At 59.2% G+C, this 22611-nt stretch carries 24 protein-coding genes; 15 read left to right on the top strand and 9 right to left on the bottom strand.

Annotated features, from left to right (window positions below):
* The first annotated feature begins 7 nt into the window (after nucleotides 1–7).
* Entirely contained in the window at nucleotides 8–1252 is a 1245-nt protein-coding gene (locus ACMQ11_RS03525; RefSeq protein WP_418991310.1) for a DUF1015 domain-containing protein, read from the top strand.
* A gap of 138 nt (nucleotides 1253–1390) precedes the next feature.
* Here the strand turns inward: ACMQ11_RS03525 and ACMQ11_RS03530 are convergent, their stop codons facing one another.
* Both ACMQ11_RS03530 and ACMQ11_RS03535 read right to left on the bottom strand, forming a co-directional pair.
* Nucleotides 1391–1702: a DUF2752 domain-containing protein gene (locus ACMQ11_RS03530; RefSeq protein ID WP_418991311.1), complete on the bottom strand. Its 312-nt coding sequence runs from the start codon at nucleotides 1700–1702 to the stop codon at nucleotides 1391–1393.
* Nucleotides 1668–1979 (bottom strand): NINE protein, encoded by a 312-nt coding sequence (locus ACMQ11_RS03535; protein WP_418991312.1) that lies wholly within the window; start codon nucleotides 1977–1979, stop codon nucleotides 1668–1670. The genes ACMQ11_RS03530 and ACMQ11_RS03535 overlap by 35 nt, the downstream gene beginning before the upstream one ends.
* 197 nt (nucleotides 1980–2176) lie before the next feature.
* Here ACMQ11_RS03535 and ACMQ11_RS03540 point away from each other — a divergent pair, with 197 nt between their 5' ends.
* The 5 genes from ACMQ11_RS03540 to ACMQ11_RS03560 all read left to right on the top strand — a co-directional run bounded on the left by ACMQ11_RS03540 (nucleotide 2177) and on the right by ACMQ11_RS03560 (nucleotide 5447).
* Nucleotides 2177–2647, top strand: a complete 471-nt coding sequence (locus ACMQ11_RS03540; protein ID WP_418991313.1) for a DUF805 domain-containing protein — start codon at nucleotides 2177–2179, stop codon at nucleotides 2645–2647.
* A 153-nt stretch (nucleotides 2648–2800) separates the two neighbouring features.
* On the top strand, nucleotides 2801–3028 hold the full coding sequence (locus tag ACMQ11_RS03545; protein ID WP_418991315.1) for a 4Fe-4S binding protein: 228 nt from the start codon (nucleotides 2801–2803) through the stop codon (nucleotides 3026–3028).
* A 3-nt stretch (nucleotides 3029–3031) separates the two neighbouring features.
* Nucleotides 3032–4126 (top strand): 3-methyl-2-oxobutanoate dehydrogenase subunit VorB, encoded by a 1095-nt coding sequence (locus ACMQ11_RS03550; RefSeq protein ID WP_418991316.1) that lies wholly within the window; start codon nucleotides 3032–3034, stop codon nucleotides 4124–4126.
* Nucleotides 4127–4130: 4 nt separating this feature from the next.
* Entirely contained in the window at nucleotides 4131–4898 is a 768-nt protein-coding gene (locus tag ACMQ11_RS03555) for a thiamine pyrophosphate-dependent enzyme (protein ID WP_418991317.1), read from the top strand.
* Nucleotides 4899–4901: 3 nt separating this feature from the next.
* Entirely contained in the window at nucleotides 4902–5447 is a 546-nt protein-coding gene (locus ACMQ11_RS03560; RefSeq protein WP_418991318.1) for a 2-oxoacid:acceptor oxidoreductase family protein, read from the top strand.
* A gap of 95 nt (nucleotides 5448–5542) precedes the next feature.
* Here the strand turns inward: ACMQ11_RS03560 and ACMQ11_RS03565 are convergent, their stop codons facing one another.
* On the bottom strand, nucleotides 5543–6292 hold the full coding sequence (locus tag ACMQ11_RS03565) for a hypothetical protein (RefSeq protein WP_418991320.1): 750 nt from the start codon (nucleotides 6290–6292) through the stop codon (nucleotides 5543–5545).
* 114 nt (nucleotides 6293–6406) lie between these two features.
* Here ACMQ11_RS03565 and ACMQ11_RS03570 point away from each other — a divergent pair, with 114 nt between their 5' ends.
* Nucleotides 6407–7111, top strand: a complete 705-nt coding sequence (locus ACMQ11_RS03570) for a peroxiredoxin (protein ID WP_418991322.1) — start codon at nucleotides 6407–6409, stop codon at nucleotides 7109–7111.
* A gap of 40 nt (nucleotides 7112–7151) precedes the next feature.
* Here the strand turns inward: ACMQ11_RS03570 and fmt are convergent, their stop codons facing one another.
* The 5 genes from fmt to ACMQ11_RS03595 all read right to left on the bottom strand — a co-directional run bounded on the left by fmt (nucleotide 7152) and on the right by ACMQ11_RS03595 (nucleotide 12164).
* Nucleotides 7152–8123: a methionyl-tRNA formyltransferase gene (fmt, locus tag ACMQ11_RS03575; RefSeq protein ID WP_418991324.1), complete on the bottom strand. Its 972-nt coding sequence runs from the start codon at nucleotides 8121–8123 to the stop codon at nucleotides 7152–7154.
* A gap of 3 nt (nucleotides 8124–8126) precedes the next feature.
* Complete coding sequence (locus ACMQ11_RS03580; RefSeq protein WP_418991325.1) at nucleotides 8127–9350, bottom strand: bifunctional 3,4-dihydroxy-2-butanone-4-phosphate synthase/GTP cyclohydrolase II; 1224 nt, start codon at nucleotides 9348–9350, stop codon at nucleotides 8127–8129.
* Nucleotides 9325–10827, bottom strand: a complete 1503-nt coding sequence (locus tag ACMQ11_RS03585; protein WP_418991327.1) for an LptF/LptG family permease — start codon at nucleotides 10825–10827, stop codon at nucleotides 9325–9327. The genes ACMQ11_RS03580 and ACMQ11_RS03585 overlap by 26 nt, the downstream gene beginning before the upstream one ends.
* Nucleotides 10824–11657: a metal ABC transporter permease gene (locus ACMQ11_RS03590; protein WP_418991329.1), complete on the bottom strand. Its 834-nt coding sequence runs from the start codon at nucleotides 11655–11657 to the stop codon at nucleotides 10824–10826. The genes ACMQ11_RS03585 and ACMQ11_RS03590 overlap by 4 nt, the downstream gene beginning before the upstream one ends.
* A 123-nt stretch (nucleotides 11658–11780) precedes the next feature.
* Nucleotides 11781–12164 (bottom strand): DUF4377 domain-containing protein, encoded by a 384-nt coding sequence (locus tag ACMQ11_RS03595; protein WP_418991330.1) that lies wholly within the window; start codon nucleotides 12162–12164, stop codon nucleotides 11781–11783.
* 117 nt (nucleotides 12165–12281) lie between these two features.
* Here ACMQ11_RS03595 and mtaB point away from each other — a divergent pair, with 117 nt between their 5' ends.
* From mtaB to floA, 6 genes are read left to right on the top strand one after another with little or no spacing between them, the layout of a single operon-like run.
* Nucleotides 12282–13580, top strand: a complete 1299-nt coding sequence (gene mtaB, locus ACMQ11_RS03600) for a tRNA (N(6)-L-threonylcarbamoyladenosine(37)-C(2))-methylthiotransferase MtaB (protein WP_418991331.1) — start codon at nucleotides 12282–12284, stop codon at nucleotides 13578–13580.
* Nucleotides 13581–13617: 37 nt separating this feature from the next.
* The gene (locus ACMQ11_RS03605; RefSeq protein WP_418991332.1) at nucleotides 13618–14403 is read left to right on the top strand and encodes a hypothetical protein; all 786 of its coding nucleotides are present in this window, start codon (nucleotides 13618–13620) and stop codon (nucleotides 14401–14403) included.
* Nucleotides 14404–14410: 7 nt separating this feature from the next.
* The gene (locus tag ACMQ11_RS03610) at nucleotides 14411–15856 is read left to right on the top strand and encodes a TrkH family potassium uptake protein (RefSeq protein ID WP_418991333.1); all 1446 of its coding nucleotides are present in this window, start codon (nucleotides 14411–14413) and stop codon (nucleotides 15854–15856) included.
* A 26-nt stretch (nucleotides 15857–15882) separates the two neighbouring features.
* Nucleotides 15883–17400: an SPOR domain-containing protein gene (locus tag ACMQ11_RS03615; RefSeq protein ID WP_418991334.1), complete on the top strand. Its 1518-nt coding sequence runs from the start codon at nucleotides 15883–15885 to the stop codon at nucleotides 17398–17400.
* Nucleotides 17401–17443: 43 nt separating this feature from the next.
* Complete coding sequence (locus ACMQ11_RS03620) at nucleotides 17444–17911, top strand: NfeD family protein (RefSeq protein ID WP_418991335.1); 468 nt, start codon at nucleotides 17444–17446, stop codon at nucleotides 17909–17911.
* Nucleotides 17912–17922: 11 nt separating this feature from the next.
* Nucleotides 17923–18894 (top strand): flotillin-like protein FloA, encoded by a 972-nt coding sequence (floA, locus tag ACMQ11_RS03625; RefSeq protein ID WP_418991336.1) that lies wholly within the window; start codon nucleotides 17923–17925, stop codon nucleotides 18892–18894.
* Between the two features lie 64 nt (nucleotides 18895–18958).
* Here the strand turns inward: floA and ACMQ11_RS03630 are convergent, their stop codons facing one another.
* Nucleotides 18959–19726, bottom strand: coding sequence for a CDGSH iron-sulfur domain-containing protein (locus ACMQ11_RS03630; protein WP_418991337.1), 768 nt, complete (start codon nucleotides 19724–19726; stop codon nucleotides 18959–18961).
* A 148-nt stretch (nucleotides 19727–19874) separates the two neighbouring features.
* On the opposite strand from ACMQ11_RS03630, the gene ACMQ11_RS03635 reads away from it, so the two are divergent.
* Entirely contained in the window at nucleotides 19875–21302 is a 1428-nt protein-coding gene (locus ACMQ11_RS03635) for a hypothetical protein (RefSeq protein ID WP_418991338.1), read from the top strand.
* An 88-nt stretch (nucleotides 21303–21390) separates the two neighbouring features.
* Entirely contained in the window at nucleotides 21391–22593 is a 1203-nt protein-coding gene (locus ACMQ11_RS03640) for an MFS transporter (RefSeq protein WP_418991339.1), read from the top strand.
* Nucleotides 22594–22611: the final 18 nt, after the last annotated feature.

The raw sequence follows: 22611 nt of genomic DNA on the forward strand, positions 1-22611 counted from the left end.
TTGTAATATGGTAAGAATCAAACCTTTCTCAGCGATACGTCCCCCGAAGCAGTACGCTTCGGAGGTGGCCTCGCGCCCCTACGACGTGCTCAACTCCGCCGAGGCCAAGGCCGAAGCCACGGAGCGTTCGCTGCTGCACATCATCAAACCCGAGATCGATTTCGACCCCATCGCCGACGAGCATTCCGAGCCCGTCTACTGCAAGGCGGTCGAGAATTTCCGCAAGTGGCGCTCGGAGGGGTGGCTGGAGCAGGACCCCGAGGCGTACTACTACATTTATGCGCAGACGATGGAGGGCCGCACGCAGTACGGACTGGCCATGTGCTGCCATTTCGAGGACTACCTCTTGGGCGCCATCAAGAAGCACGAGCTGACGCGCCCCGACAAGGAGGAGGACCGCATGATCCATGTGCGCAACCAGCAGGCCAATATCGAGCCGGTGTTCTTCGCCTACCCCGACAATGCCCAGATCGACGCCATCGTGGCCGGGGTGGTCGAAAACAACGCGCCGGAGTACGATTTTACGGCCGAGGACGGCTTCGGGCACCGGTTGTGGGTGATCCGCGACCGCAAGACCAACGACCGCATTACCGAGATTTTTGCAGGCATACCGGCTCTCTATGTGGCGGACGGCCACCATCGTACGGCTGCGGCGGCACGTGTCGGCCAGGAGTGCAAGGCCAAGAATCCCGGCCACAAGGGGGATGAGGAGTACTGCTATTTCCTGGCGGTGACGTTCCCGGCCAATCAGCTGCGGATCATCGATTACAACCGCGTGGTGAAAGACCTGAACGGTTTGACGCCCGAGCAGCTGCTCGAAAGGCTGCGCGAGAATTTCACGGTCGAGGACAAGGGCGCGGAGGAGTACCGCCCGACTGGGCTGCACAATTTCTCTTTGTACATGGAGGGACGTTGGTACAGCCTGACGGCCAAGCCCGGGACCTACGACAACAACGACCCGATCGGGGTGCTGGACGTGACGGTGCTGTCCGATCTGGTGCTGGACAGGATTCTGGACATCAAGGACCTCAGAACCTCCAAGCGAATCGATTTCGTGGGAGGTATCCGCGGCCTGGGTGAACTGAAGCGCCGCGTCGACAGCGGGGAGATGAAAGCGGCGTTCGCCCTCTACCCCGTTTCGATGCAGCAGCTCATCCGGATCGCCGACACGGGGAACATCATGCCGCCCAAGACGACGTGGTTCGAACCCAAGCTGCGCTCGGGGGTGGTGATCCACTCGTTCGAAGAGTAAGACACGAAAAAGCCGCCTTTCGAAAGGCGGCTTTTTCGTGCCCGGCTGTACGAGTGGTTCGCCGCGGGCGGCACGAGCATTTGATGGGATGGTTGTGCCGTCGCCCGCAGGTCCCGTTGCGGAACGTTTCGGAGCTGGCTATTCGACCGGTTTCAATGCGCGGACGGCTCCGACGACCTCTTTCAGATAGAGCCACGCGAGCAGCGGCGCTACGACGACGACCAGACGGTTGTAACTCCAGGCGGCGCTCAGGTCGAAATGCAGCAGCGAAAAGAGCGCCCGCGTCATGCCGCAGCCGTAGCACTCCGTGCCGAAGAGGTTGCGGAACAGACAGACCGTGGGACCGCCGAAGACCAGTCGCTGCGGAATGCAGTAGAGCAGCACCGGAAACGCCAGCAGGAACAGCAGCCGGAGCTTAGCGTTTGTTGACGATGACCTTTCCCTCGCCATCGCGGAAACTGCCGCAGATTATCATGATGAAATCGATCAGCGCCCAGATGCCGCATCCGCCCAGAGTCAGCAGCTGGACCACGCCGATAACCGGTTTGCCCGAGTAGAAGCTGTGAATGCCGAATCCGCCCAGGAAGAAGCAGAGAAGCAGCGTCGTGAGCCAGTCCTTGTCGCTGGCGTCGGCCGGGATCTCGGGGCCTTTGCGGGTCGGGGCGCCGCAGGCGGGGCACATGAGGGCGTTGTCGGCAAGCTCCTTGCCGCAGTTGGTGCAGAACATAATGAAACGGTTTGAGTCAGTTGCGCCTACTCTTCAGCGGATTTCGGCTTTCTTCGTAGATCATTGTACAAAAATAGTAAAAAAGCTACGGAAAACAAGGCGGGTGCATTTTGTCGGTTTTTCTGGTGTAAAGAGATTATTTCCGTGCATTTTGTGTATATTTGTGGATGAATTAACCTTTAAAAAAACGTATCGATATGAAATGGTTCGTCAAGTGCATTAAGAATTATGTCAATTTTTCGGGGCGTGCGCGCCGGGCCGAGTACTGGTATTTCGTGCTTTTTTCGGTGATCTTCGCCATTGCGGCGATGATCCTCGACAAGATCGTGTTCGGAAAACCCAACAGCGTGTTCTATGCGTTGTGGGGGCTGTTTATCTTCCTGCCCGGTTTGGCGGTGCAGGTCAGGCGTCTGCACGATACGGGGCACAGCGGGAAGATGCTGCTGTGGTTTCTGATCGCCGAGATCGTCTGGATGGTGCTGCTGGTCGTTACCGGTTTGAGTTTTCTCATGTCGGCCGGGGCCGGATCGCCGTCGATCCTTTTCCTGATCATCGCCATTCTGGGTGGTTTGGGAATATTCGTATGGGGGATCTTTTTCCTGGTCTGGTACTGCACGGCCGGGGACAAGGGCGAGAACAAATACGGCCCCGATCCCTTGGCCGAATAATGCCGAAACGTTTTTGTATGCAGGGAGTTCGAACCGACGGGTTCGGGCTCCCTGCTTTTCGTTTGTCGTTTTCGACGAAAGATTTGTTGCGATCGGTTAGGAATCATGCGAAAAATTCGTATATTTGTAAGCAACTTAACAATACTTGGCGTTATGGCTAAAATAAAAGGAACAATCGTTGTCGACAGGGAGCGCTGCAAAGGGTGCGGGGTCTGCGTGGCTTCGTGTCCGTGCAATGTGCTGGCAATGTCCGCAGAGGTGAACAGCAAGGGGTACCCCGTGACCTGGATGGCGAATCCCGATGCCTGCACGGGCTGCGCTTCGTGCGCGGTGATCTGCCCGGACAGCGTGATCACGGTTTATCGTCAAAAAATCGAGTAAGCTATGGCAGAGAAAGAGGTGAAACTGATGAAAGGCAACGAGGTGATCGCCCATGCTGCGATCCGCTACGGTTGCGACGGATATTTCGGCTACCCCATCACGCCCCAGTCGGAGGTGATGGAGACGCTGATGGAACTCAAGCCCTGGGAGACGACCGGCATGGTCGTGTTGCAGGCCGAGTCGGAGATCTCTTCGATCAACATGGTCTACGGCGGCGCCTCGACCGGCAAGCGGGTGATGACCTCGTCGTCGAGCCCGGGCGTTTCGCTCATGTCCGAGGGGCTGAGCTACTTGGCCGGGGCCGAACTGCCGTGTCTGGTAATCAACTGCCAGCGCGGAGGTCCGGGACTGGGGACCATCCAGCCCTCACAGGGCGACTATTTCCAGGCCTGCAAGGGGGGCGGTCACGGCGATTTCCACCTGATCGTACTGGCGCCCAACTCGGTGCAGGAGATGCACGACCACGTGGCCGAGGCGTTCGACCTGGCGTTCAAATACCGCAATCCGGCGATGATTCTCGCCGATGGCGCTATCGGGCAGATGATGGAAAAGGTGGTGCTCGCGCCGCAGCGTCCGCGCAAGACCGACGCAGAGATCGCCTCGGAGTGCCGCGACTGGGCGACCTATGGCAAACCCGCCGACCGGGCGCGCAACGTCGTCACGTCGCTCGAATTGCAGTCCGAGAAGATGGAGATCATCAACAAGCGGCTGCAAGCCAAATACAGGGCACTGGAGGAGAACGAGGTGCGCTACGAGGCCATCGCGTGCGACGATGCCGACTACGTGATCGTGGCGTTCGGTTCGTCGGCCCGCATCTGCTCGGCCACGGTCGAGATGGCGCGCGCCGAGGGGCTGAAAGTGGGGCTGCTGCGTCCGATCACCCTCTACCCTTTCCCGACAAAGCAGCTGGCCGAGCTGGCCGCTCGCGGAGTCAAGGGGTTCCTCTCGGCCGAGCTCAATGCCGGGCAGATGGTCCAGGACGTGCGTCTGGCCGTGAACGGCAAGGCTCCGGTGGAACATTACGGCCGCCAGGGCGGTATGCTTTTCAATCCCGACGAGGTGCTCGACGCACTCAAGGAAAAACTGATTAACAAGTAAGACGATGGCAGAGGTTGAAATCAAACGGGAGAATCAGGTTTACGCCAAACCGAAACTCATTACCGATAATGTCATGCACTACTGCCCCGGTTGCAGCCACGGTACGGTGCACAAGTTGATCGCCGAGGTGATCGAAGAGATGGGGCTGGAGGAGAAGACCGTGGGCGTGTCGCCCGTGGGTTGCTCCGTCTTCGCCTACAATTATATCGACATCGACTGGATTGAGGCCGCACACGGACGTGCGCTGGCCGTGGCGACGGCCGTGAAGCGGCTGTACCCGGGCAATCTGGTCTTCACGTACCAGGGCGACGGCGACCTGTCGGCGATCGGTACGGCCGAGTCGATCCATGCGGCCGCGCGCGGCGAGAATGTGGTGGCGATCTACATCAACAACGCCATCTACGGCATGACGGGCGGGCAGATGGCCCCCACTACGCTCCTGGGCATGAAGACTGCGACGACCCCCTACGGGCGCGATCCGCGGTTGAACGGCTACCCCTACAAGATCGCCGAGATGATGGCCCATCTGGACGGTGCCACCTACATCACGCGCCAGAGCGTGCATACGGCGGCCAACGTGCGCAAGTGCAAGCGGGCGATCCGCAAGGCGTTCGAAAATTCGATGGCCGGAAAGGGCTTTTCGCTCGTGGAGGTCGTCTCGACCTGCAACAGCGGCTGGAAACTCTCGCCCGTGGCTTCGAACGAGTGGCTCGAGCAGAACATGCTCCCCTACTACCCGCTGGGCGACATCAAGGACGTTAAAAACGAGTAAGGTATGAAAGAGACGTTGATAATTGCAGGATTCGGAGGACAGGGCGTCCTCTCGATGGGTAAGATACTGGCCTACTCGGGCGTCATGCAGGATTTCGAGGTGACGTGGATGCCCTCCTACGGACCCGAGATGCGCGGCGGCACGGCCAACGTGACGGTCATCTTGTCCGACCGGAAAATCTCGTCGCCCATCGCGCACGAGTTCGACACGGCGATCATCCTCAACCAGCAGTCGATGGAGAAATTCGAACCGATGGTCAAGCCGGGCGGCGTACTGATCTACGACACCAACGGCATCACGCGCCACCCCGTCCGGGAGGACATTGCGGTCTATGCCATCGACGCCACGGCTGAATGCGCCCGGATGGGACAGGCCAAGCTGTTCAACACGATGATCCTGGGAGGTTACCTGAAAGTGCGCCCCGTCGTGGAGATGGAAAATGTGATGGTCGGTCTGAAGAAATCGCTTCCCGAGCGCGCCTGGAAGATGCTGCCTCAGAACGAGGAGGCGATCCGCCACGGCGGGGAGATCATCCGCAAGGTGCGGTAGTCGTCCTCTCCGGTATGATTGCAGCGCCCGGCCTTTTCGGCCGGGCGCTGTCTTTCGCAGAGGCCGGAATGGTTGTTCCTGCCCGCCGGTTCCTGTCAGAATCCGAATCCGATGCGGAACAGAATGGCGTTGGTGCCGGTTCCCATGTGTTGGAAGCGGATGCCGAAATCGCCGCGCAGGCGGCTCTTTTTGCTTGTGAGGCAGATGCCCGGACCGATCGATGCGTAGAACTCCGTGCCGTCGGCGTAGCCGGAGACGCCGATCGCAGCGCCGAGGTCCAGCGCAAGGAACGCGGAGACGTTTCGCCCAACGGGGCAGTAGCCTTTTATGTTCCAGAACGGGGCAAGAACAAGCGCACCGTCGTACAAATCGTCGATCCAAGAGTTTGAAATCTCCATGTCGGAGTAGAAATAATCGACACCCACGCCGATGCCGGTAAAGAGATAGGGATTGATTCGCAGACCGTGTACGGTTTCGAATACGATGCGGTCGGTGTTCAGAAAGTCCGATACATTCCCGACCCCAAGGCCATAACCCAAAGCGATCTCGCCCTGGTATTTCATTTGAAAGTTGTCCGCTATTCCCAAATGACCTCTTCGTGGTGCATTCCAGGTGGTTATAACGTCTTTCGAGCCGTTCTGATAGCGGATGAAAAAGACATCGCGGGTCGGAATGACGTACACGGGGCCGTCGGGATTGTCCCATCTGAGGTATTCGATTTCGGTGTCGGAAACCCGGAGCACCCTGGCTTCGATCTCTTCGGCGTTGCGTTTGGTGATGACGTCCTGTGCGAGCGCCGGACCGCTTACGGCGGCGAAAAGGAGGATAAAAAAGAATTTCTTCATGGTTGTGCGTTTGGTTGTGGAGTACAAATATAAGTAATAATTCCCTGTTCTCCTCCAAAAATCTGCGGGGCATCTATTTTGCTATGTATCGGTAGCAAGTTAAAAATCGAATTTATGGAAAATCAAGAACACGTCCTGCCGCGCCTGGGTGAACCCGTGCCGGCCTTTGAGGCGATGACCACCAGGGGCCATATCCGCTTCCCGGGAGACTACAAGGGAAAATGGGTGATCCTCTTTAGCCATCCGGCGGATTTCACGCCGATCTGCACCTCGGAGATTCTGACGTTCGGCGCCCGCGCCCGTGAGTTCCGGGAGTTGAACTGCGAGTTGGTCGGTCTGTCGGTGGACAGCCGCAACAGCCACATCGCGTGGCTGAGGACCATTCACGACAAGATCGAATACCGGGGCATGAAGCAGGTGAAAATCGAATTTCCGATCATCGACGACGTGGGGATGAAAGTGGCGTCGCTCTACGGAATGATCCAGCCGGGTGAGAGCCGGACCGCAGCCGTGCGGGCGGTCTTCTTCGTCGATCCGCAGGGCATCCTGCGTGCGATGATCTACTATCCGCTGGCGTTGGGCCGCAATTTCGATGAACTGCTGCGGGTCGTGACCGGGTTGCAAACCATCGACGCATTCGACATTGCGCTGCCTGCCGATTGGCGGCCGGGCGATGAGGTGATCGTCCCGATGAAAGGCGAGGACATGGACGACCAGCCCGACGGGGCCCGCTGCTACGACTGGTTCTTCTGCACGCGGCCGCTCCCGAAAGAGCAGATCGAAAAGAGGATCGGGCGACACGAGGCGGTCGAGGTGTAAAGAAAAAGAGCTTGCGGTTTTTGCAAGCTCTTTTTTCGCCTTATGCCTTGAACCGGTATTGCAGCACGTCGCGCCACCCCAGGAGCAGATCGCGGACCGAGAGACGCTTTTTTCCGGCGATCTGAATCTCGTCCAACTCGATCCAGCCGTCGGCGCAGGCCGCCCGAACAAAAGTGCGGCCGTCGCTCTGGAGCGTGCCGCACGCCTGGTCGTGTGCCGCAGGCTCGAAAGTAGCGGAGAACACTTTGGCGGTTTCGGGGGTTGCGCTCCCCTCTTTCCAGAGTTCGGTCCAAGCCGCCGGATAGGGCGAAAGGCCGCGGATGAAATCGAGGATGTTTTTGCCCGGCCCCGACCAGTCGATCCGGCAATCTTCCTTGAAGATTTTGGGTGCGGAACGCAGTGTGGACGGGTCGATATGGTGTTGCTCGACGGGCCGGATGTTGCCGGCGGCGATGCGGTCCACGGTCTCGGTCACCAGCGCCGCGCCGGTGTGCATCAGCCGGTCGTAGAGACTGCCCACATTGTCCTCGGCTCGGATCGGGACGCGGACCTGGCCCAGAATGGCGCCTTGGTCGATCTCGTGGTTCAACAGGAACGTCGTGACGCCCGTTTCTGTCTCGCCGCGGATGATGGCCCAGTTGATCGGAGCCGCACCGCGGTACTGCGGCAGCAGCGAGGCGTGGAGGTTGAACGTGCCCAGCCGCGGCAGGGCCCAAACGATTTCGGGCAGCATGCGGAATGCGATGACGATCCCCAGATCGGGCCGGAGCGCTGCGAGCGCTTCGACGAACTCCGGGGCTTTGAGCTTTTCGGGTTGCAGCACAGGAAGCCCCAGCTCTTCGGCAGCGACCTTGACCTCGCTGCGGTGCAGCCGCTGCCCGCGGCCGGCGGGTTTGTCGAGCGCTGTGACGACCGCTACGATATTATACCCCCCGGCGACCAGCGCCCGGAGCGACGGCACGGCGAACTCGGGCGTACCCATGAATACGATGCGTAACTCCTTGGGATTCATCGCTTATTTTTTGTCAAGTCCCAGTGCGTGGTGCATGCGCTGCTGCTTGGTCTTGAGGTATTGCTCGTTGAACGGGTTGGGCGCAACGACGATCGGTACGATCTCTTCGATCTTCAGACCGTAGCCCTCCAGTCCGGCGCGTTTGAGCGGGTTGTTGGTCATCAAGCGCATGCGGCGGATACCCAGCTCGCGGATGATGCTCGCCCCGACCCCGTAGTCGCGCTCGTCGGCCTTGAAGCCCAGTTGGAGGTTGGCGTCCACGGTGTCGAGCCCCTCGTCCTGGAGCTTGTAGGCGTGGATCTTGTTGCACAGCCCGATGCCGCGGCCCTCCTGATTGAGGTAGATGACGGCGCCCTTGCCCTCCTTGTCGATCATCTCCATGGCGCGGTGCAGCTGCTCGCCGCAATCGCAGCGGTACGAACCGAAGATGTCGCCCGTGGCGCACGAGGAGTGGACGCGAACCAAAACCGGTTCGTCTTCGCTCCACTCTCCCTTGGTCAGAGCCACGTGTTCGACGCCGTTGGATTTCTGGCGGAACGGCGTGATGCGGAACTCGCCCCATGCGGTAGGCAGCGGGACGGTAACGCCCCGTTCGATGATCGACTCCTCGCGCAGCCGGTAGGCGATCAGCGAGGCGATGGAAATGATTTTGAGTCCGAATTTCGCGGCGATCTGCTGCAATTGGGGCAGGCGGGCCATCGTGCCGTCGGCGTTCATGATCTCGATCAGGGCTCCGGCGGGCTGCAAGCCGGCCAGCCGGGCCAGGTCGATCGTGGCTTCGGTATGTCCCGGACGGCGCAGAACGCCCTTTTCGCGGGCACGCAGGGGGTTGATGTGTCCGGGGCGTCCCAGGTCGACGGGGCGGGTTGCGGGATCGGCCAGGGCGCGGATGGTGGCGGCACGGTCGTGGATCGAGACGCCGGTGGTGCAGCCGTTGCCCAGCAGATCGACCGTGACGGTGAACGGAGTGCCCAGCAGCGAGGTGTTGTTCTCCTCCATCATTTTCAGCCCCAGTTGCGCACAGCGCTCTTCGGACAAGGGGGCGCACAGCACGCCGCGGCCTTCGTGCAGCATGAAATTCACGATCTCGGGCGTGATTTTCTCCGCGGCGACGATGAAATCGCCCTCATTCTCCCGGTCCTCGTCATCGACGACGATGACCACCCGACCTTGGCGGAAATCTTCGATGACCTCCTCCACACTATTGAGTATCGTGTTTTTTTCCATTTCGTTTGGGTTTTATTGCTTTCTTCAGTTTGGCGAATTTGGGGGTCAGTTTGTCGCGCAGCGCCTTGATGCGACCCGCATACCAGTCGGTATCGAGCAGCGTCGAGTCGTTGGTGGCCTTGTAGGTGAGGTAGACGGCGATGGGCGTGAGGATGAAAGTGGAGAGCCACATGCCGTATACGGCGTCCCAGTTTCCCTCCTTGGCCAGTTTTTCGCCCGTGATGCTGATGATGTAGTAGATGACGAAGAAGATGATCGAGACCACCACGGGAAGCCCCAGGCCGCCCTTGCGGATGATCGCCCCGAGCGGCGCACCGATCAGGAAGAAGATCATGATCGAAACCGGCAGCGAAATTTTCTTGTGCCACTCGACTTTCGACCGGTAGAGCTGGTTCAGCGCCTCCTTGGCGTTGGATTCGTCGACCGAGAACATGTTGCGCGAATTTTTGGCCAGCGAACGGGCCTGGTCCCAGATGCGCTCCTTTTCGCGCAGCGGGAGAACCTCCAGGGAGTCTGTAATAAGGATGTCGCGGTAGCGGCTTTTATCGATCCTGAGGCTGTCGGGCAGCGGCAGTACCTGGTTGTCGCGGACGAAGATCTGCTCCTTGAGAAGCGGTTCGTAGGAGCGCGTGGTGGCCGAGTTTACGGTCAGTTCCAGCGAGTCGATGTCGCCTTGCAGCTGGTTGATGTTCTTGGTCTGGCTGTTGGAGAACTGGTTGGCGTCGCTGCGGCCCATGTCGAAGCCAGACATGGGAATCACCTGGTCCTGCCTGTCGAAGATGTGGTGGCGCAGCGCACTCTTGGTGAACCACTGGCTGTTGCGGGTCTGCTCGTAGGTTTCGCCGTGGAAGAGGGTGACCAGCAGGTATTTCTTGTCGTCCGACAGACGGATATAGCCCGAGTCGGCCGCGATGGTGTTCATGTTGCCGTTGGCCGCGCGGTTGTCGTAGATCAGTACGTCGTGCAGCAGGTGCGTCTGAGGCTCCTGGCGGCCGACGCGGATTGACATGTTTTCGATGCCGTTGAAAAAGAGGCCGTCCTGGAACTCGAGACTCTGCTTCTGCTGCCGGATGTCGTAAAGAATGCTGTATACCTTTTTGTTCGCATACGGCACCAGGTTGTTGCCGATGAAGAAACTGCCGACGGAGATGATGCTTACCAGGATAATCAGCGGTTTGGAGATCTGGATGAGCGACAGACCGGCCGATTTCATGGCCAGCAGTTCGTAGTTTTCGCCCAGGTTTCCCAGTGTCATGATCGCGGCCAGCAGCACGGCGAGTGGCAGACCCAAGGGCAGCATGTTGGCCATGAAATAGGTCATCAGCTCGATGATGATGCCCGCGCTCAGTCCCTTGCCCACCAGTTCGTCGATATAACGCCACACGATGTTCATCATCAGCACGAACATGACGATGAAGAACGTGAGGATCATCGGGCCCAGGTAGGCTTTCAGAACGAGTTTATGGATGGTTTTCATGCGGCGGCTCCCGGTTTTTTCCGACACAAAGTTAACAGTTTTACCATAACAAGCGTCAAGGTGAGCGTAAATATTATGGCGGCGCCGGACGGAACGTCGAATCGGTAGCTGGCTACGAGCCCCGCCACATTCCCGGCCACGGCGACCAGCGGGGCCGCGAGGGCGATGGTGCGGTAGGAGCGCGAAAGCGTGTTGACGATCACCACGGGCATGGTCAGCAGCGAGATAAGCAGCACGATGCCCATGATGCGGATCGAAAGTACGATCGTCACGGCTACCAGAGCGGCCATCAGGTAGGAAATGATGCGCGTCGGGATGCCCCGGCTGCGGGAGAAATCGCGGTCGAAAGCCACGTACATGACCGGTCGCAGCCACACGAGCGCCCCGCCGACCAGGAGCAAAGTCAAGAGGGCGAGTCCCCGCACGTCGCTGTCGATAACTGTAACGATGCTGCCGAAGAGGTAGGCCGAGAGGTCGCCCGAGGTGTAGCCCGGTCTGAGGCTCATGAACAGCGCACCGACGGCCATGCCGACCGACCAGATGATGCCGATGGCCGAATCCTCGCGGATGCGGCCCCGGCTGCCGGCCCATTCGATCCCCAGCGCCGAGAGGACGGCGAAGACGAGCGCCCCGGCGATGGGGTTGGTCCCCAGGTAAAAGGCGATACCCAGGCCGCCGAACGAGGCATGCGTAATGCCCCCGGCCAGAAAGACCATCCTGCGGCAGACGACGTAGGTGCCTACAAGTCCGCATGCGAGGCCCGAAAGCACGCAGGCCGTAAGGGCGTTCCTGAGATAGCCGTATTGCACCAGATCGCTGAAGAATTCCATGCCTTTTCCTTAGAATGCGCGCAAATGTACGCTTTTTCCCGATGGAAAGCAAATGAAAACACCTGCCGTTCCCGTACTGTTTGTTCGGGAACGGCAGGTGCGGTGGCGTGTCGTGTGCGAATGTTACTCTTCGGGAGAGGTGTCGGGCAGGCCTGCGGAGTGCTTTTTCTCCTGACTGACGATGCGGATCAGTCGGTACTCGACATTCGGAGCGTCCTGCGGCGGATTTTTCACCGGGATGATCTCGACGTCGATCACATATTCGTAACCGGTCTGATACTGATCGTCGAATCCCTCGATCGGAGAGCCGCCGAAATGCCTCCATTGAGACTCACCCGGATAAATGACAAGATAGGTCGGGATTTCGAAATTTCCGGTCGGTTCCGTCACGACGGTTCGTTCCGAAGCGACCGTTAGGCGCAGGGTCCGGGGTTCGTCCTTGTCGCACGAGACAAGGGCGCAGGCTGCAAGAAAAGTCAGGCAGGCGAGGAAAAGGGTTCTTTTCATGACGCGAAATTTTTACGTACTAAAGATACGCCTTTTTATTGCATCGAAATATACTTTCCGAATAATTTTTCACTTTCAGGCCGTTTTCGTAATTTCGCCGCCGAAAAACTCTATTCCATGCAACCTCGCAGAGTCAATTTCCATACCCTGGGCTGCAAGCTCAATTTTTCGGAGAGCTCCACGCTGGCCCGCGAGTTCGAACGCGGCGGTTTCGTGCGCGTGGCCCCCGGGGCCCCGGCGGACATATGCGTCATCAACAGCTGCTCGGTCACGGAGCACGCCGACAAGAAATGCCGCAACCTGATCCGCAAGCTCCACCGCCGCAACCCCGAGGCCATCATCGCCGTGACGGGGTGTTATGCTCAGTTGAAACCCGATGAGATTGCGGCTATCGAGGGGGTGGATATTGTTTTGAGCAACAAGGATAAAGGGGCGTTATATCAACGGGTGGTCGAACTGTCCGGCAAGGGCCGTGCGCAGGTGTACAGTTGCGACACCGACTCGCTCACCTCGTTCTTCGCGGCCTTTTCGAGCGGCGACCGCACGCGCGCTTTTCTCAAAGTGCAGGACGGCTGCGACTACTGCTGCTCCTACTGCACGATCCATTATGCCCGCGGCGCGAGCCGCAACATGCCCATCGCCGAGCTGGTGGCCGAAGCCCGTGAGATCGCGGCTGCGGGACAGAAAGAGATCGTTTTGACAGGGGTAAATACGGGCGATTTCGGCCGCACGACGGGCGAGCGGTTCATCGATCTGCTGCGGGCGCTCAACGAGGTCGAGGGGATCGAACGCTACCGCATTTCTTCTATCGAACCGAATTTGTTCACGGACGAAATTATAGCTTTTTGCGCCGCGTCACCTAAATTCCAGCATCACTTTCATATTCCGCTTCAGAGCGGATCGGACCGGATTCTGGGGCTGATGCGCCGGCGCTATACCACGGCGCGTTTCGCCGAGCGCATCGCCGCCGTACGCCGGGCCATGCCGGACTCCTTTATCGGCATCGACGTGATCGTCGGATTTCCGGGCGAGACGGACGCCGATTTCCGGGCCACATACGACTTTCTGGAGCGGCTGGAGCCCGCGTTCCTGCATATCTTCCCTTTCTCGGAGCGTCCCGGAACCCCGGCCGTCGAGCTGCCCGGGAAGGTCCAGGCCGCGGTGGCCACGCGCCGTGTGGCGGAGCTGGAGGCGTTATGCGAAAGGCTCCACAGCGCATTCTGCGCCCGGGCCGTCGGCCGTGAAGACACGGTGCTTTTCGAGAGTACGGTGCGCGGTGGCATGATGTTCGGATATACGGGCAACTACCGCCGGGTGAAAGCCCCTTACGACAAGCGGCGCATCAACACGATCTGCCGCGTCGGATTGGGCGAAATGGATGCTTCGCACGATTTGTGGGGTGAAATTCGGGATTAAATGACTATATTTGCAGGAACGTTAAATTTTTGAAAGTATGACGGGTATGCGCAGAAGGGTTACGATCGGATTTTTGAGTATCGTCTGCCTGCTGTTTTTTTCGGGTATGGTCTCGTTCCTCGAACTGAGCCATCTGAGCCGCGACACCGGAGAGATACTCAAGGCCAACAAGCGCAATATCGAACTGGCCAAGGAGATGCTCGATGCGGCCCATGAGCAGAACGTGGCGCTGGTGCATCTCTCGGTCTTCGGTGACAAGTCCTACGACAGCCTCTGCCGGGCCAGCATGGAGCGATTGGAAAACACGCTGCTGGTGGCCCAGAACGAAGCCCTCGAAAAGTCGTTTCTCGACTCGCTGGCTTTCGCTACGACCGAGCTGCGGCTCTTGACGGACAACTACCTCGCATTCGGCGCCCGTCATGCCGACTCCACCGCCTTGGTGCGTCCCGATTCGGTCGGCGGCAAGTGGTACAACGACGAATACGAAGCTCTTTACGGCCGTCTGACCTCGGCCATCAAGAATTACATGACATCGACGCAGAGTTCGCTCGCCCCGCGCGCCGAGCAGATGAAGACCAACGCCTACCGGGCCGTGACGCCCGTGCTGATCTCGCTGGCGGTGATGATCGCCACGGTGCTGATGCTCTTCTATTTCATGACCATCTACTGTGTCAACCCCATCCTCCGAATGAACAAGGGCCTGGGCGATTACCTCGCTTTCCGCGTGCCGTTTACGGTCAAGGGCGACTGCAAGGACGAGATGCTGGAGCTCAAGGAGAAGATCGACACGCTGATAGCGATTTCGAAGCAGACAAAATCCTGATCCGGCGATGAGAGTAGATGTGGTGTTGCGATATGTCGGCGTGGTGATGTTGTTCATCGCCCTGTTCATGCTGTTGTCGGCGGGGATCGCCTACGTGAGCAGCATGGATTCGTCGTTCTATCCCCTGCTGCTCTCGGCCCTGCTGACGGCGCTTCTGGGTGCGTTCCCGCTGATCTTCGTCGAGAAAAAGGAGCAGATAACCAACAAGGAGGGTTTCTGCATCGTGGTCGGTTCGTGGTTGGTGGCCTGCCTGGTGGGCATGTTCCCCTACCTGATCTGGGGCGGCGAGTTCAGCCTGGTGAACGCCTGGTTCGAAAGCGTCTCGGGATTCACCACGACGGGTGCGACGATCCTTAGGGACATCGAGGTGCTGCCGCGGGGCATGCAGTTCTGGCGCATGGCTTCGACCTGGATCGGCGGCATGGGCGTGGTGATGTTCGCGCTGTTGATCCTGCCGTCGATGGGACGCAACAAGATGACGCTCTCGAACGTGGAGCTTTCGACGCTTGCAAAGGACAATTACCGCTACCGCACCCAGATCATCGTGCAGATTCTGCTGGTGGTTTACGTCGGGCTGACGTTCCTCTCGACGGTGCTGCTCAAGTTGGCGGGCATGAACTGGTTCGACGCGATCTGCCACGCCATGTCGGCCTGCGCCACGAGCGGGTTTTCGACCAAGAACGCCAGTGTGGGCTTTTACAATAGTCCGATGATCGAGACGATCCTGATTTTTACCATGACCACGGCCGGTATCCATTTCGGATTGATCTATGCCACGGTCACAGGCAAGCGGAACAATATTTTCCGTTCGGAGGTGACGCGCTACTACCTGGGCATGCTGCTGGCCGGGGCGCTGCTTATCACCGTCAGCCTCTTTGCGGCAGGGATCTACCCCACGCTCACCTCCTCGTTCCGCCATGCGCTGTTCCAGTTCGTGTCGCTGGTCACCACGACCGGATTCGCTACGGCGGATACGAACGTATGGACGCCGCTGGCCATCATCATCCTGCTCTTCGGCTCGATCGTCTGCGCCTCGGCCGGATCGACTGCGGGCGGCGTGAAGATCAACCGGCTGGTGCTGGCCGGAAAAATGATCCGCACGCGGCTCAGACAGCAGCAGCACCCCAACGCGATCATCCGCATCAAGCTGGACGGCATCATTCAGGAGAATGAGTTTCTGCATTCGGTGATGATATTCATCGTAACCTACCTGATGCTGATCCTTGCCGGGACGGTCGTCGGAACGGCGTTCGGTGTCGATCTGATGACCAGTTTCTCGGGCTCGGTGGCCTCGATCGGCAACGTCGGTCCCGGATTCGGCGAGGTGTATTCGCTGGGCAACTACGCAGGACTGCCTTTCATGGTCAAACTGTCCAACTCGATGCTGATGCTGTTGGGCCGTCTGGAGATTTTCGGACTGATTCAGCTTTTTTTCATAAAATGGTGGAGATAACCAGAATGATTCGCAGGATTTACCTTATGGCAGGCGCCCTGTTTTTCGGCATCGGCGCAGTTTCGGCCCAGCCGCCCTCGGTGGAGGCGCGTATCGCGGGACTGGAAAGCAACCGGGAGTACATGTCGCTGCTCGAAGAGGACGCCCGGCTGCAAAACCGCGAGGATTCGACGGTGCGCGCCGTGGAAAGCATGCGGCAGTTGCTGCGCGAGAACCCGGCCGAGCGCCAGCGTTATTCGGATGAGATACTGGCGCTCGAAAGCCGTATCTTCGAAATACGCAATGCCAAGGGGCGGTTGATCGACCGGATCAACACCATCGAGCAGGAGTGGGTGCTGGCCAACCTGAACGGGGAGGCCGCTTTAGCGGAGGAGTCGCAGGCCCAACGTCCCTCGATACCCGATTCGCTCAAGGTCCGCAACCTGATCCGCAACCCCTATTTCCGCGAGAACCTGCCCGAAGCGGATTACCGGGCGTTGCTGCGGGCGCAGGGGTTGGAGATGCAGGCCGTGGATTACGTGAACCGCTACCTGTCGAATTACGGCACGATCTCCGATCTGGCCGAAGCCTATGCCGCGGCCGAAACGGAAGCCGAAGCGGTGGAGATACACGACCGGTACGAGGCCTTGCAGGGTTTCAACCGCATACTGGCCGACTCCCTGTCGGGGGTCTGGAACTACATTTTCGACAACAAGAGCTACGCCTACGGCTACCTGCTCGACCTCATGCGCCAGGACGAGGCGCTCGCACGCGAGGAGGAGCGGCTGTCGGAAGCCGCACGCGAACTGACGGGGCTGCGCGGCCGGACCGCTTCGGACGAGCTGTCCGACTATTTCCTGCGCAAGCGGGTGTTGATAGGATATGAAACCTCGGTAGCCGGGTTGCTCGATCTGAAAGCGGCACGCGATTCGCTGCGGGGAGTCGAGGCGCAACTCAAAACCATCGATTTCCGGTTGCCGCGTATCGAGGTGGAGGAGCGCTATTTCCTCGATTTCGACACCATCGCGTTCTCTTCGACGCCCAAATACAGCTACCAGCACCCCATCCCCGAGTGCAAGGTCTACGCCCGCGGTACGATCTACCGCATCCTGCTGGGAACGTTCAACACCAAACGCGCGGCCGCCACGTTCCGCGGAGCCTATCCGCTCTGCTACCTGACGGACGAGGAGGGCAAATGGCGCTATTTCGCAGGCGGCTTCGCCACGCTCGAAGAGGCCGAAGCGGCGCAGGCATTGCTGAAGAAACGCGGATTCGTGCGGCCCGAGATCGTGGTCTGGACCGACGGCGTCTACCGCAACCTCTCGCAGGAGCCCCGGACCGCCGAGGCGGCCTACCGGGTCGAAATCACCGGAACGGAGACGCTCTCGGAGCGCATCCGACAGGCAATCGCCGATGCCGCCGAGGGAACCGAAATTTCGCGTGTAGGGCAGCAATTGTTCGTCGTCGGAGCGTTCTCCGAGCGCGCTGCGGCCGATCGGGTGGCGGATGCCATACGACAAACGGACCCTCAGTTGGAAATAAAAGTCGAGGAAATTAAGGAATAACCGGATTTATTTCCTATCTTTATTGCGATAAAGATAAATTCGTATGGAAATGTTTTATATAGTAATTCTCGTGGTGTTCGGTCTGATGTTCCTCATCGCCGAACTCGTCCTGCTGCCCGGCGTCTCGATCGGCGCCGTGCTGGCCTTGGTCTGCTACGGCAGTTCGATCTACCTCGCTTTTCGGGATTACGGTCCCGTGGCGGGCGTGGTGGTGATTCTTATTGTGCTGGTGCTCTCGCTGGTAACGACCGTCATCTCGCTCAGGGCCAAAACGTGGCAGCGCTTCTCGCTCAGGCAGGAGATCCGCTCGTCGAGCGGATCGCTTCCGGTCGAAGAACTGAAAGTCGGCGACCGCGGCACTACCCTTTCGCGCCTTTCGCCCATGGGCAAGGTCGAGATCGGCGGCCGCATCTACGAAGCCAAGTCGCTGGACGCCTATGTCGATCCGCGGCGCGAGGTGGAAGTCGTGGGCTTCGAGAATTTCAGCGTGATCGTAAAAACAACCAAATAAAAAGTTAGCTTATGGATTTCCAGGCAGGAATGATCGTTCTGATCGTCTTTGTGAGCCTATTTGCCGTCTGGCTCATCTTCTATTTTATTCCGGTGGGACTTTGGTTCTCGGCCCTCGTATCGGGGGTGCGGATCAGCCTGCTGCAACTCATCCTGATGCGCTGGCGCAAGGTGCCGCCGTCGACCATCGTTTCGTCGATGATCGAAAGCACCAAAGCCGGTTTGAGCCTTGATCCCAATGAGTTGGAGGCGCATTACCTCGCTGGCGGCAACGTCTCGAACGTGGTCCACGCGCTGGTTTCGGCGCAGAAAGCCAATATTCTGCTCGATTTCAAGATGGCGACGGCCATCGACCTGGCGGGCCGCGACGTGTTCGAGGCCGTGCAGATGTCGGTGAATCCGAAAGTCATCAATACGCCTCCGGTGGCGGCCGTGGCCAAGGACGGCATCCAGCTGATCGCCAAGGCGCGTGTCACGGTGCGGGCCAATATCAAGCAGCTGGTCGGCGGTGCCGGCGAGGAGACCGTGCTGGCGCGTGTGGGCGAGGGAATCGTCTCGTCGATCGGTTCGGCGGCGTCGCACAAGATCGTGCTCGAAAACCCCGATTCGATCTCGCGCGTGGTGCTCGAAAAGGGGCTCGACGCCGGTACGGCGTTCGAGATTCTCTCGATCGACATTGCCGACATCGACGTGGGCAAGAACATCGGCGCCCAGTTGCAGATGGACCAGGCGCAGGCCGACAAGAACATCGCCCAGGCCAAAGCCGAGGAGCGGCGCGCCATGGCCGTAGCCCTGGAGCAGGAGAACAAGGCCAAGGCGCAGGATGCACGCGCCAAGGTGATCCTCGCAGAGGCCGAGGTGCCGCTGGCCATGGCCGAAGCGTTCCGCAGCGGTAACCTGGGGATCATGGATTATTACAAGATGAAGAACATCATGGCCGACACGCAGATGCGAGAAACGATTGCCAAACCCGAGAAGAAATAGCGGATCGGCTTTCAAACAAAAAGGGAAAGACATATTGTCTTTCCCTTTTTTGCCGGAATGGGGGTCAGTAGACCTCCTCGGGTATGGTCTCGCCGACGGGATCGCCCTCGAGACCGTCGCGCCACTTGATCGCGGCGTGCGTGCCGTCGCAATAGGGTTTGTTGGCCGACTGCCCGCAGCGGCATACGACCGCGCGGTTGCGGATTTCGTAGGTGCGCCCGTCCTCGCGGCGGAGGGGAATGCCGCCGCGGATCCAGAGTCCGCCGCTGGCTCCGATCGCCACGTCCTCGATCAGCCCCAGGCTGGGCTCGAAACGGAACTCATAGGGTTTCTGCGAGAGTTTGTCCCAGGCCATCAGCCGACCGCTCGGACACATCGAGGCTTCGCGGATGGCCAGGCGGCGCGCTTCGGGGTCGTCGGAGTGTTCGGTGAGTGTCCAGGCATCGCCGCCGGGATGGCAGAAGCGGGCGAAGACGCAGTATTTGGGGTTGTCGGTCATTGCAAGCGTTCCACCCTCGATAACCTCCGCTTCGTTCAGAAGCGGCTCTTGGTCGGAGGTCAGTTCGGGGTCCCAGCGAGCGTGTTCGTGACTGCCGTCGCAGTAGGGCTTGCGGCGGGAGGCGCCGCAGCGGCAGAGGGCCGTGGGCTCGGCTTCGGTGGAAAAGTGTTTCCCCTCTTGGAAATACCAGCTTTCGTTGTGTTCGTCGGGCATGATGAACTGCTCGGCCAAAGGCGGTTTGCCGTAAACCAGCAGCGGACCTTTCTCGGTGACGGTGATGCTGAATGTTTCGGGTGCGGGTACGCTCCCGGTCTCGATTTTCAGGTCGGACATACTATTTGCATTTATTAATTCGTTAGGCAGCAGGCGGCAATAATTATTCCCAAATGCAAATAAATTGGGCCGCCCATGTAGGAATTATTCCGCTTTTTGGTATCTTTGCAAAGATTTTAAAAACTGATATTCGGTAAATTTGAGCAATATGAAAGGATTGGTTAGAGGGTTGTCCGCTGTCGTAGCTGCGGTTGCGCTTTTCGCTTCGTGCAGCAAGGACAAGGATTCGGGTTCGCTGTCTCTGGACAAGCCCGCGGTATTTCTGAGGGCCGGGCAAACGGTAACCGTCGGATTCTCGGGAAGAAATATCCGCACCTACTCCGTCACGAGCAAGCCCGAGGGGTGGCCCGATCCGGTGCTCGATGTCGCCGCAATGACGCTATCGGTTACGGCACCCGCGACATTCGACGACGGCGAAGACATGTCGGGTTCGTTCGTGCTGACGGGGGCTCCCTACGAGGGCTCGGTCGTCTCTGCATCGCTTTTTGCCGCTGTTGCGACCACCGAGGACCGGACAGCTGAGCCTGCCAACAGCTACCTGCTGACCAAGCCCGAGACCAACTACCTCTTCGATGCCCGGTGCAAGGGCGAAGGACGCGCATCGCTTGCGACGGCCAGCGTGGGCGTGATCTGGCAGACGGCCGCGAATTTGATTCAGTACCTTACGCTGGACGGGGACAAGGCGTCGTTCTATGTCGGTGCCGCTGACGACGGCAAGATCAAGGAGGGAAATGCCCTGATTGGGGCATACGACGCCGACGGGACGCTCCTGTGGAGCTGGCATATCTGGACCGCGGCGGATTTCGATGCCGAGGGCGAAGCGCTCGACTACTCCGGACTGAAAGTCATGAGCCGCAACCTGGGGGCCCTGAAGAACGCGAATGCGACCTTTGCCGAGATTTTCGCCTCTTACGGACTCTATTACCAGTGGGGCCGCAAGGACCCGTTTATCGGCCCGGCGACCTACAACGCGGCCAACGGCGCTGCGGGTACCATGTACAACGGCAGCGGCAGCCGTGTCTACCTCAAAACCGTCGCATCGGACTCGTCGGTGGGAACCGAAGCCTATGCCCTGCAAAATCCGCTGACTTTCATTACCGGTAACGAAGATTCCGAAAACGACTGGCTGTGGACCTCGAACGATGCGCTGTGGGGAGAAACGAAGACGGTGAACGATCCCTGTCCTTACGGATGGAAAGTGGCTCCTGCCACGACTTTCAACGGCATGACGATCGTGGGACAGCCCGTGGAGGCGGATGTCGACAAATACGGATGGACGCTCGCGCGCGGCGGGGTCGAATCGCTCTATATCGGAGCGGGACGCCGCCGTTACGACGACGGGACGATTTTGAACGTCTACAACCCCCTGCCGCTGGCGACTCTTTCGGTGCGCTCGGCGCTCGAAGCCCAGCCTTGGGAGGGACTTTACTGGACGACCGGTACGCAATCCGGCGCCCGGTCCTCGGCCCTGCATTTCTGGTTCGAGAAGCTCGATACGACGGGAGGAGTCGAGAACGGAGTGCCCTATGCGCGTGCCAACGGCATGCAGGTCCGCTGCGTGAAAGCGGTGCAGTAGAAAGTTGCTGCAAAATTCGAAAGGCCGGCCGTTGCGCCGGCCTTTTTTTGGTATAACACTTGCTGGAAAGTTCGAAAAACTCCGGCAAATGAAAATCAATACTGGCAAGGGTTCGATCACGCTCGTCGTGCTGCTGGCGATCTGGTCGGTGTCGGCCATTTCGTCGCTGCCCGGGCTGGCGATCTCCCCTATTCTGGGCGACCTGAATCACATATTCCCCAAGGCGACGGATCTGCAAATCCAGATGCTCACGTCGCTGCCCTCGCTGCTGATTATTCCGTTCGTGCTGCTCGCGGGCAAACTCTCCATCGGTCGGGACAAACTCAAAATCCTGGTGGTCGGACTGACGATCTTCTTTCTGAGCGGCGTAGCCTGCCTCTTTGCCCGAAGCATGATGTGGCTGATTATCATCAGTTGCATTCTCGGTATCGGCGCCGGCATGGTAATCCCGCTTTCGACGGGACTGGTTGTCGACTATTTTACGGGAGACTACCGGGTCCGGCAGTTGGGATACAGCTCGGCGATCAACAACCTCACGCTCGTGCTGGCGACGGTCGTAACGGGCTATCTGGCCAAGGTCGACTGGCATCTGCCCTTTCTGGTCTATACCCTGCCCGGCGTATCGCTCGTGCTTGCGCTGTTTCTTCGGCGCAGCCGCTCTGAACCCGAGCCCGAGCACAGCATCCAGCTGCGAAACAAGCGTATCGACCGACGCAAACTGACGCAGTTGATGGCGTTCTATTTCTTTATCACATACGGAGTGGTGATCCTGACTTTCTATGCTTCGTTTCTGGTCGACGACTACCGGATCGACAGTTCGTTTTCGGGGGTTTTGATCTCGCTGTTCTTTCTGGCGATCATGCTGCCGGGGCTGATGATCGACCGCATCATCCGGCGGCTGAAGCACAATACGAATCTCGTGTCGCTGGCCCTTGTTTTTACGGGGCTCTTGCTGCTGGGCATCTTCCGCGACAAGACCATGCTGATCCTCGGATCGCTCTTGACGGGTTTGGGGTACGGCGTGATGCAGCCTGTGGTCTACGACAAGGCTGCCACCATCGCCCCGCCCCGCTCGGCTACCCTCGCCCTGTCGTTCGTCATGGCGATGAACTACCTGGCGGTGATGGTCTGCCCCTTTCTGATGTCGCTCTTCCGCGAGATTTTCCGCACCCACAGCGACCGCTTTCCGTTCTTCTTCAATGCAGCGCTGGTGCTTGCCGTGGCTGTGCTGACCTGGTTGCGGCGCGGGAATTTCGCCTTGGGGTTGGATGAGACCTATTATAAAAATTAGCGCAAGGGGTTTGAAATG

Origin of the sequence: Alistipes sp. (genome assembly GCF_048465575.1) — a bacterium.
In the GTDB taxonomy this organism is placed as follows: Bacteria; Bacteroidota; Bacteroidia; order Bacteroidales; family Rikenellaceae; genus Alistipes.

Bases quoted from the DNA above. Each gene is read 5' to 3' on its own strand.
- ACMQ11_RS03525 (WP_418991310.1), top strand. From the start codon at position 8: ATGGTAAGAATCAAACCTTTCTCAGCGATACGTCCCCCGAAGCAGTAC.
- ACMQ11_RS03530 (WP_418991311.1), bottom strand. From the start codon at position 1,702: ATGGCGAGGGAAAGGTCATCGTCAACAAACGCTAAGCTCCGGCTGCTG.
- ACMQ11_RS03535 (WP_418991312.1), bottom strand. From the start codon at position 1,979: ATGTTCTGCACCAACTGCGGCAAGGAGCTTGCCGACAACGCCCTCATG.
- ACMQ11_RS03540 (WP_418991313.1), top strand. From the start codon at position 2,177: ATGAAATGGTTCGTCAAGTGCATTAAGAATTATGTCAATTTTTCGGGG.
- ACMQ11_RS03545 (WP_418991315.1), top strand. From the start codon at position 2,801: ATGGCTAAAATAAAAGGAACAATCGTTGTCGACAGGGAGCGCTGCAAA.
- ACMQ11_RS03550 (WP_418991316.1), top strand. From the start codon at position 3,032: ATGGCAGAGAAAGAGGTGAAACTGATGAAAGGCAACGAGGTGATCGCC.
- ACMQ11_RS03555 (WP_418991317.1), top strand. From the start codon at position 4,131: ATGGCAGAGGTTGAAATCAAACGGGAGAATCAGGTTTACGCCAAACCG.
- ACMQ11_RS03560 (WP_418991318.1), top strand. From the start codon at position 4,902: ATGAAAGAGACGTTGATAATTGCAGGATTCGGAGGACAGGGCGTCCTC.
- ACMQ11_RS03565 (WP_418991320.1), bottom strand. From the start codon at position 6,292: ATGAAGAAATTCTTTTTTATCCTCCTTTTCGCCGCCGTAAGCGGTCCG.
- ACMQ11_RS03570 (WP_418991322.1), top strand. From the start codon at position 6,407: ATGGAAAATCAAGAACACGTCCTGCCGCGCCTGGGTGAACCCGTGCCG.
- fmt (WP_418991324.1), bottom strand. From the start codon at position 8,123: ATGAATCCCAAGGAGTTACGCATCGTATTCATGGGTACGCCCGAGTTC.
- ACMQ11_RS03580 (WP_418991325.1), bottom strand. From the start codon at position 9,350: ATGGAAAAAAACACGATACTCAATAGTGTGGAGGAGGTCATCGAAGAT.
- ACMQ11_RS03585 (WP_418991327.1), bottom strand. From the start codon at position 10,827: ATGAAAACCATCCATAAACTCGTTCTGAAAGCCTACCTGGGCCCGATG.
- ACMQ11_RS03590 (WP_418991329.1), bottom strand. From the start codon at position 11,657: ATGGAATTCTTCAGCGATCTGGTGCAATACGGCTATCTCAGGAACGCC.
- ACMQ11_RS03595 (WP_418991330.1), bottom strand. From the start codon at position 12,164: ATGAAAAGAACCCTTTTCCTCGCCTGCCTGACTTTTCTTGCAGCCTGC.
- mtaB (WP_418991331.1), top strand. From the start codon at position 12,282: ATGCAACCTCGCAGAGTCAATTTCCATACCCTGGGCTGCAAGCTCAAT.
- ACMQ11_RS03605 (WP_418991332.1), top strand. From the start codon at position 13,618: ATGACGGGTATGCGCAGAAGGGTTACGATCGGATTTTTGAGTATCGTC.
- ACMQ11_RS03610 (WP_418991333.1), top strand. From the start codon at position 14,411: ATGAGAGTAGATGTGGTGTTGCGATATGTCGGCGTGGTGATGTTGTTC.
- ACMQ11_RS03615 (WP_418991334.1), top strand. From the start codon at position 15,883: ATGGCAGGCGCCCTGTTTTTCGGCATCGGCGCAGTTTCGGCCCAGCCG.
- ACMQ11_RS03620 (WP_418991335.1), top strand. From the start codon at position 17,444: ATGGAAATGTTTTATATAGTAATTCTCGTGGTGTTCGGTCTGATGTTC.
- floA (WP_418991336.1), top strand. From the start codon at position 17,923: ATGGATTTCCAGGCAGGAATGATCGTTCTGATCGTCTTTGTGAGCCTA.
- ACMQ11_RS03630 (WP_418991337.1), bottom strand. From the start codon at position 19,726: ATGTCCGACCTGAAAATCGAGACCGGGAGCGTACCCGCACCCGAAACA.
- ACMQ11_RS03635 (WP_418991338.1), top strand. From the start codon at position 19,875: ATGAAAGGATTGGTTAGAGGGTTGTCCGCTGTCGTAGCTGCGGTTGCG.
- ACMQ11_RS03640 (WP_418991339.1), top strand. From the start codon at position 21,391: ATGAAAATCAATACTGGCAAGGGTTCGATCACGCTCGTCGTGCTGCTG.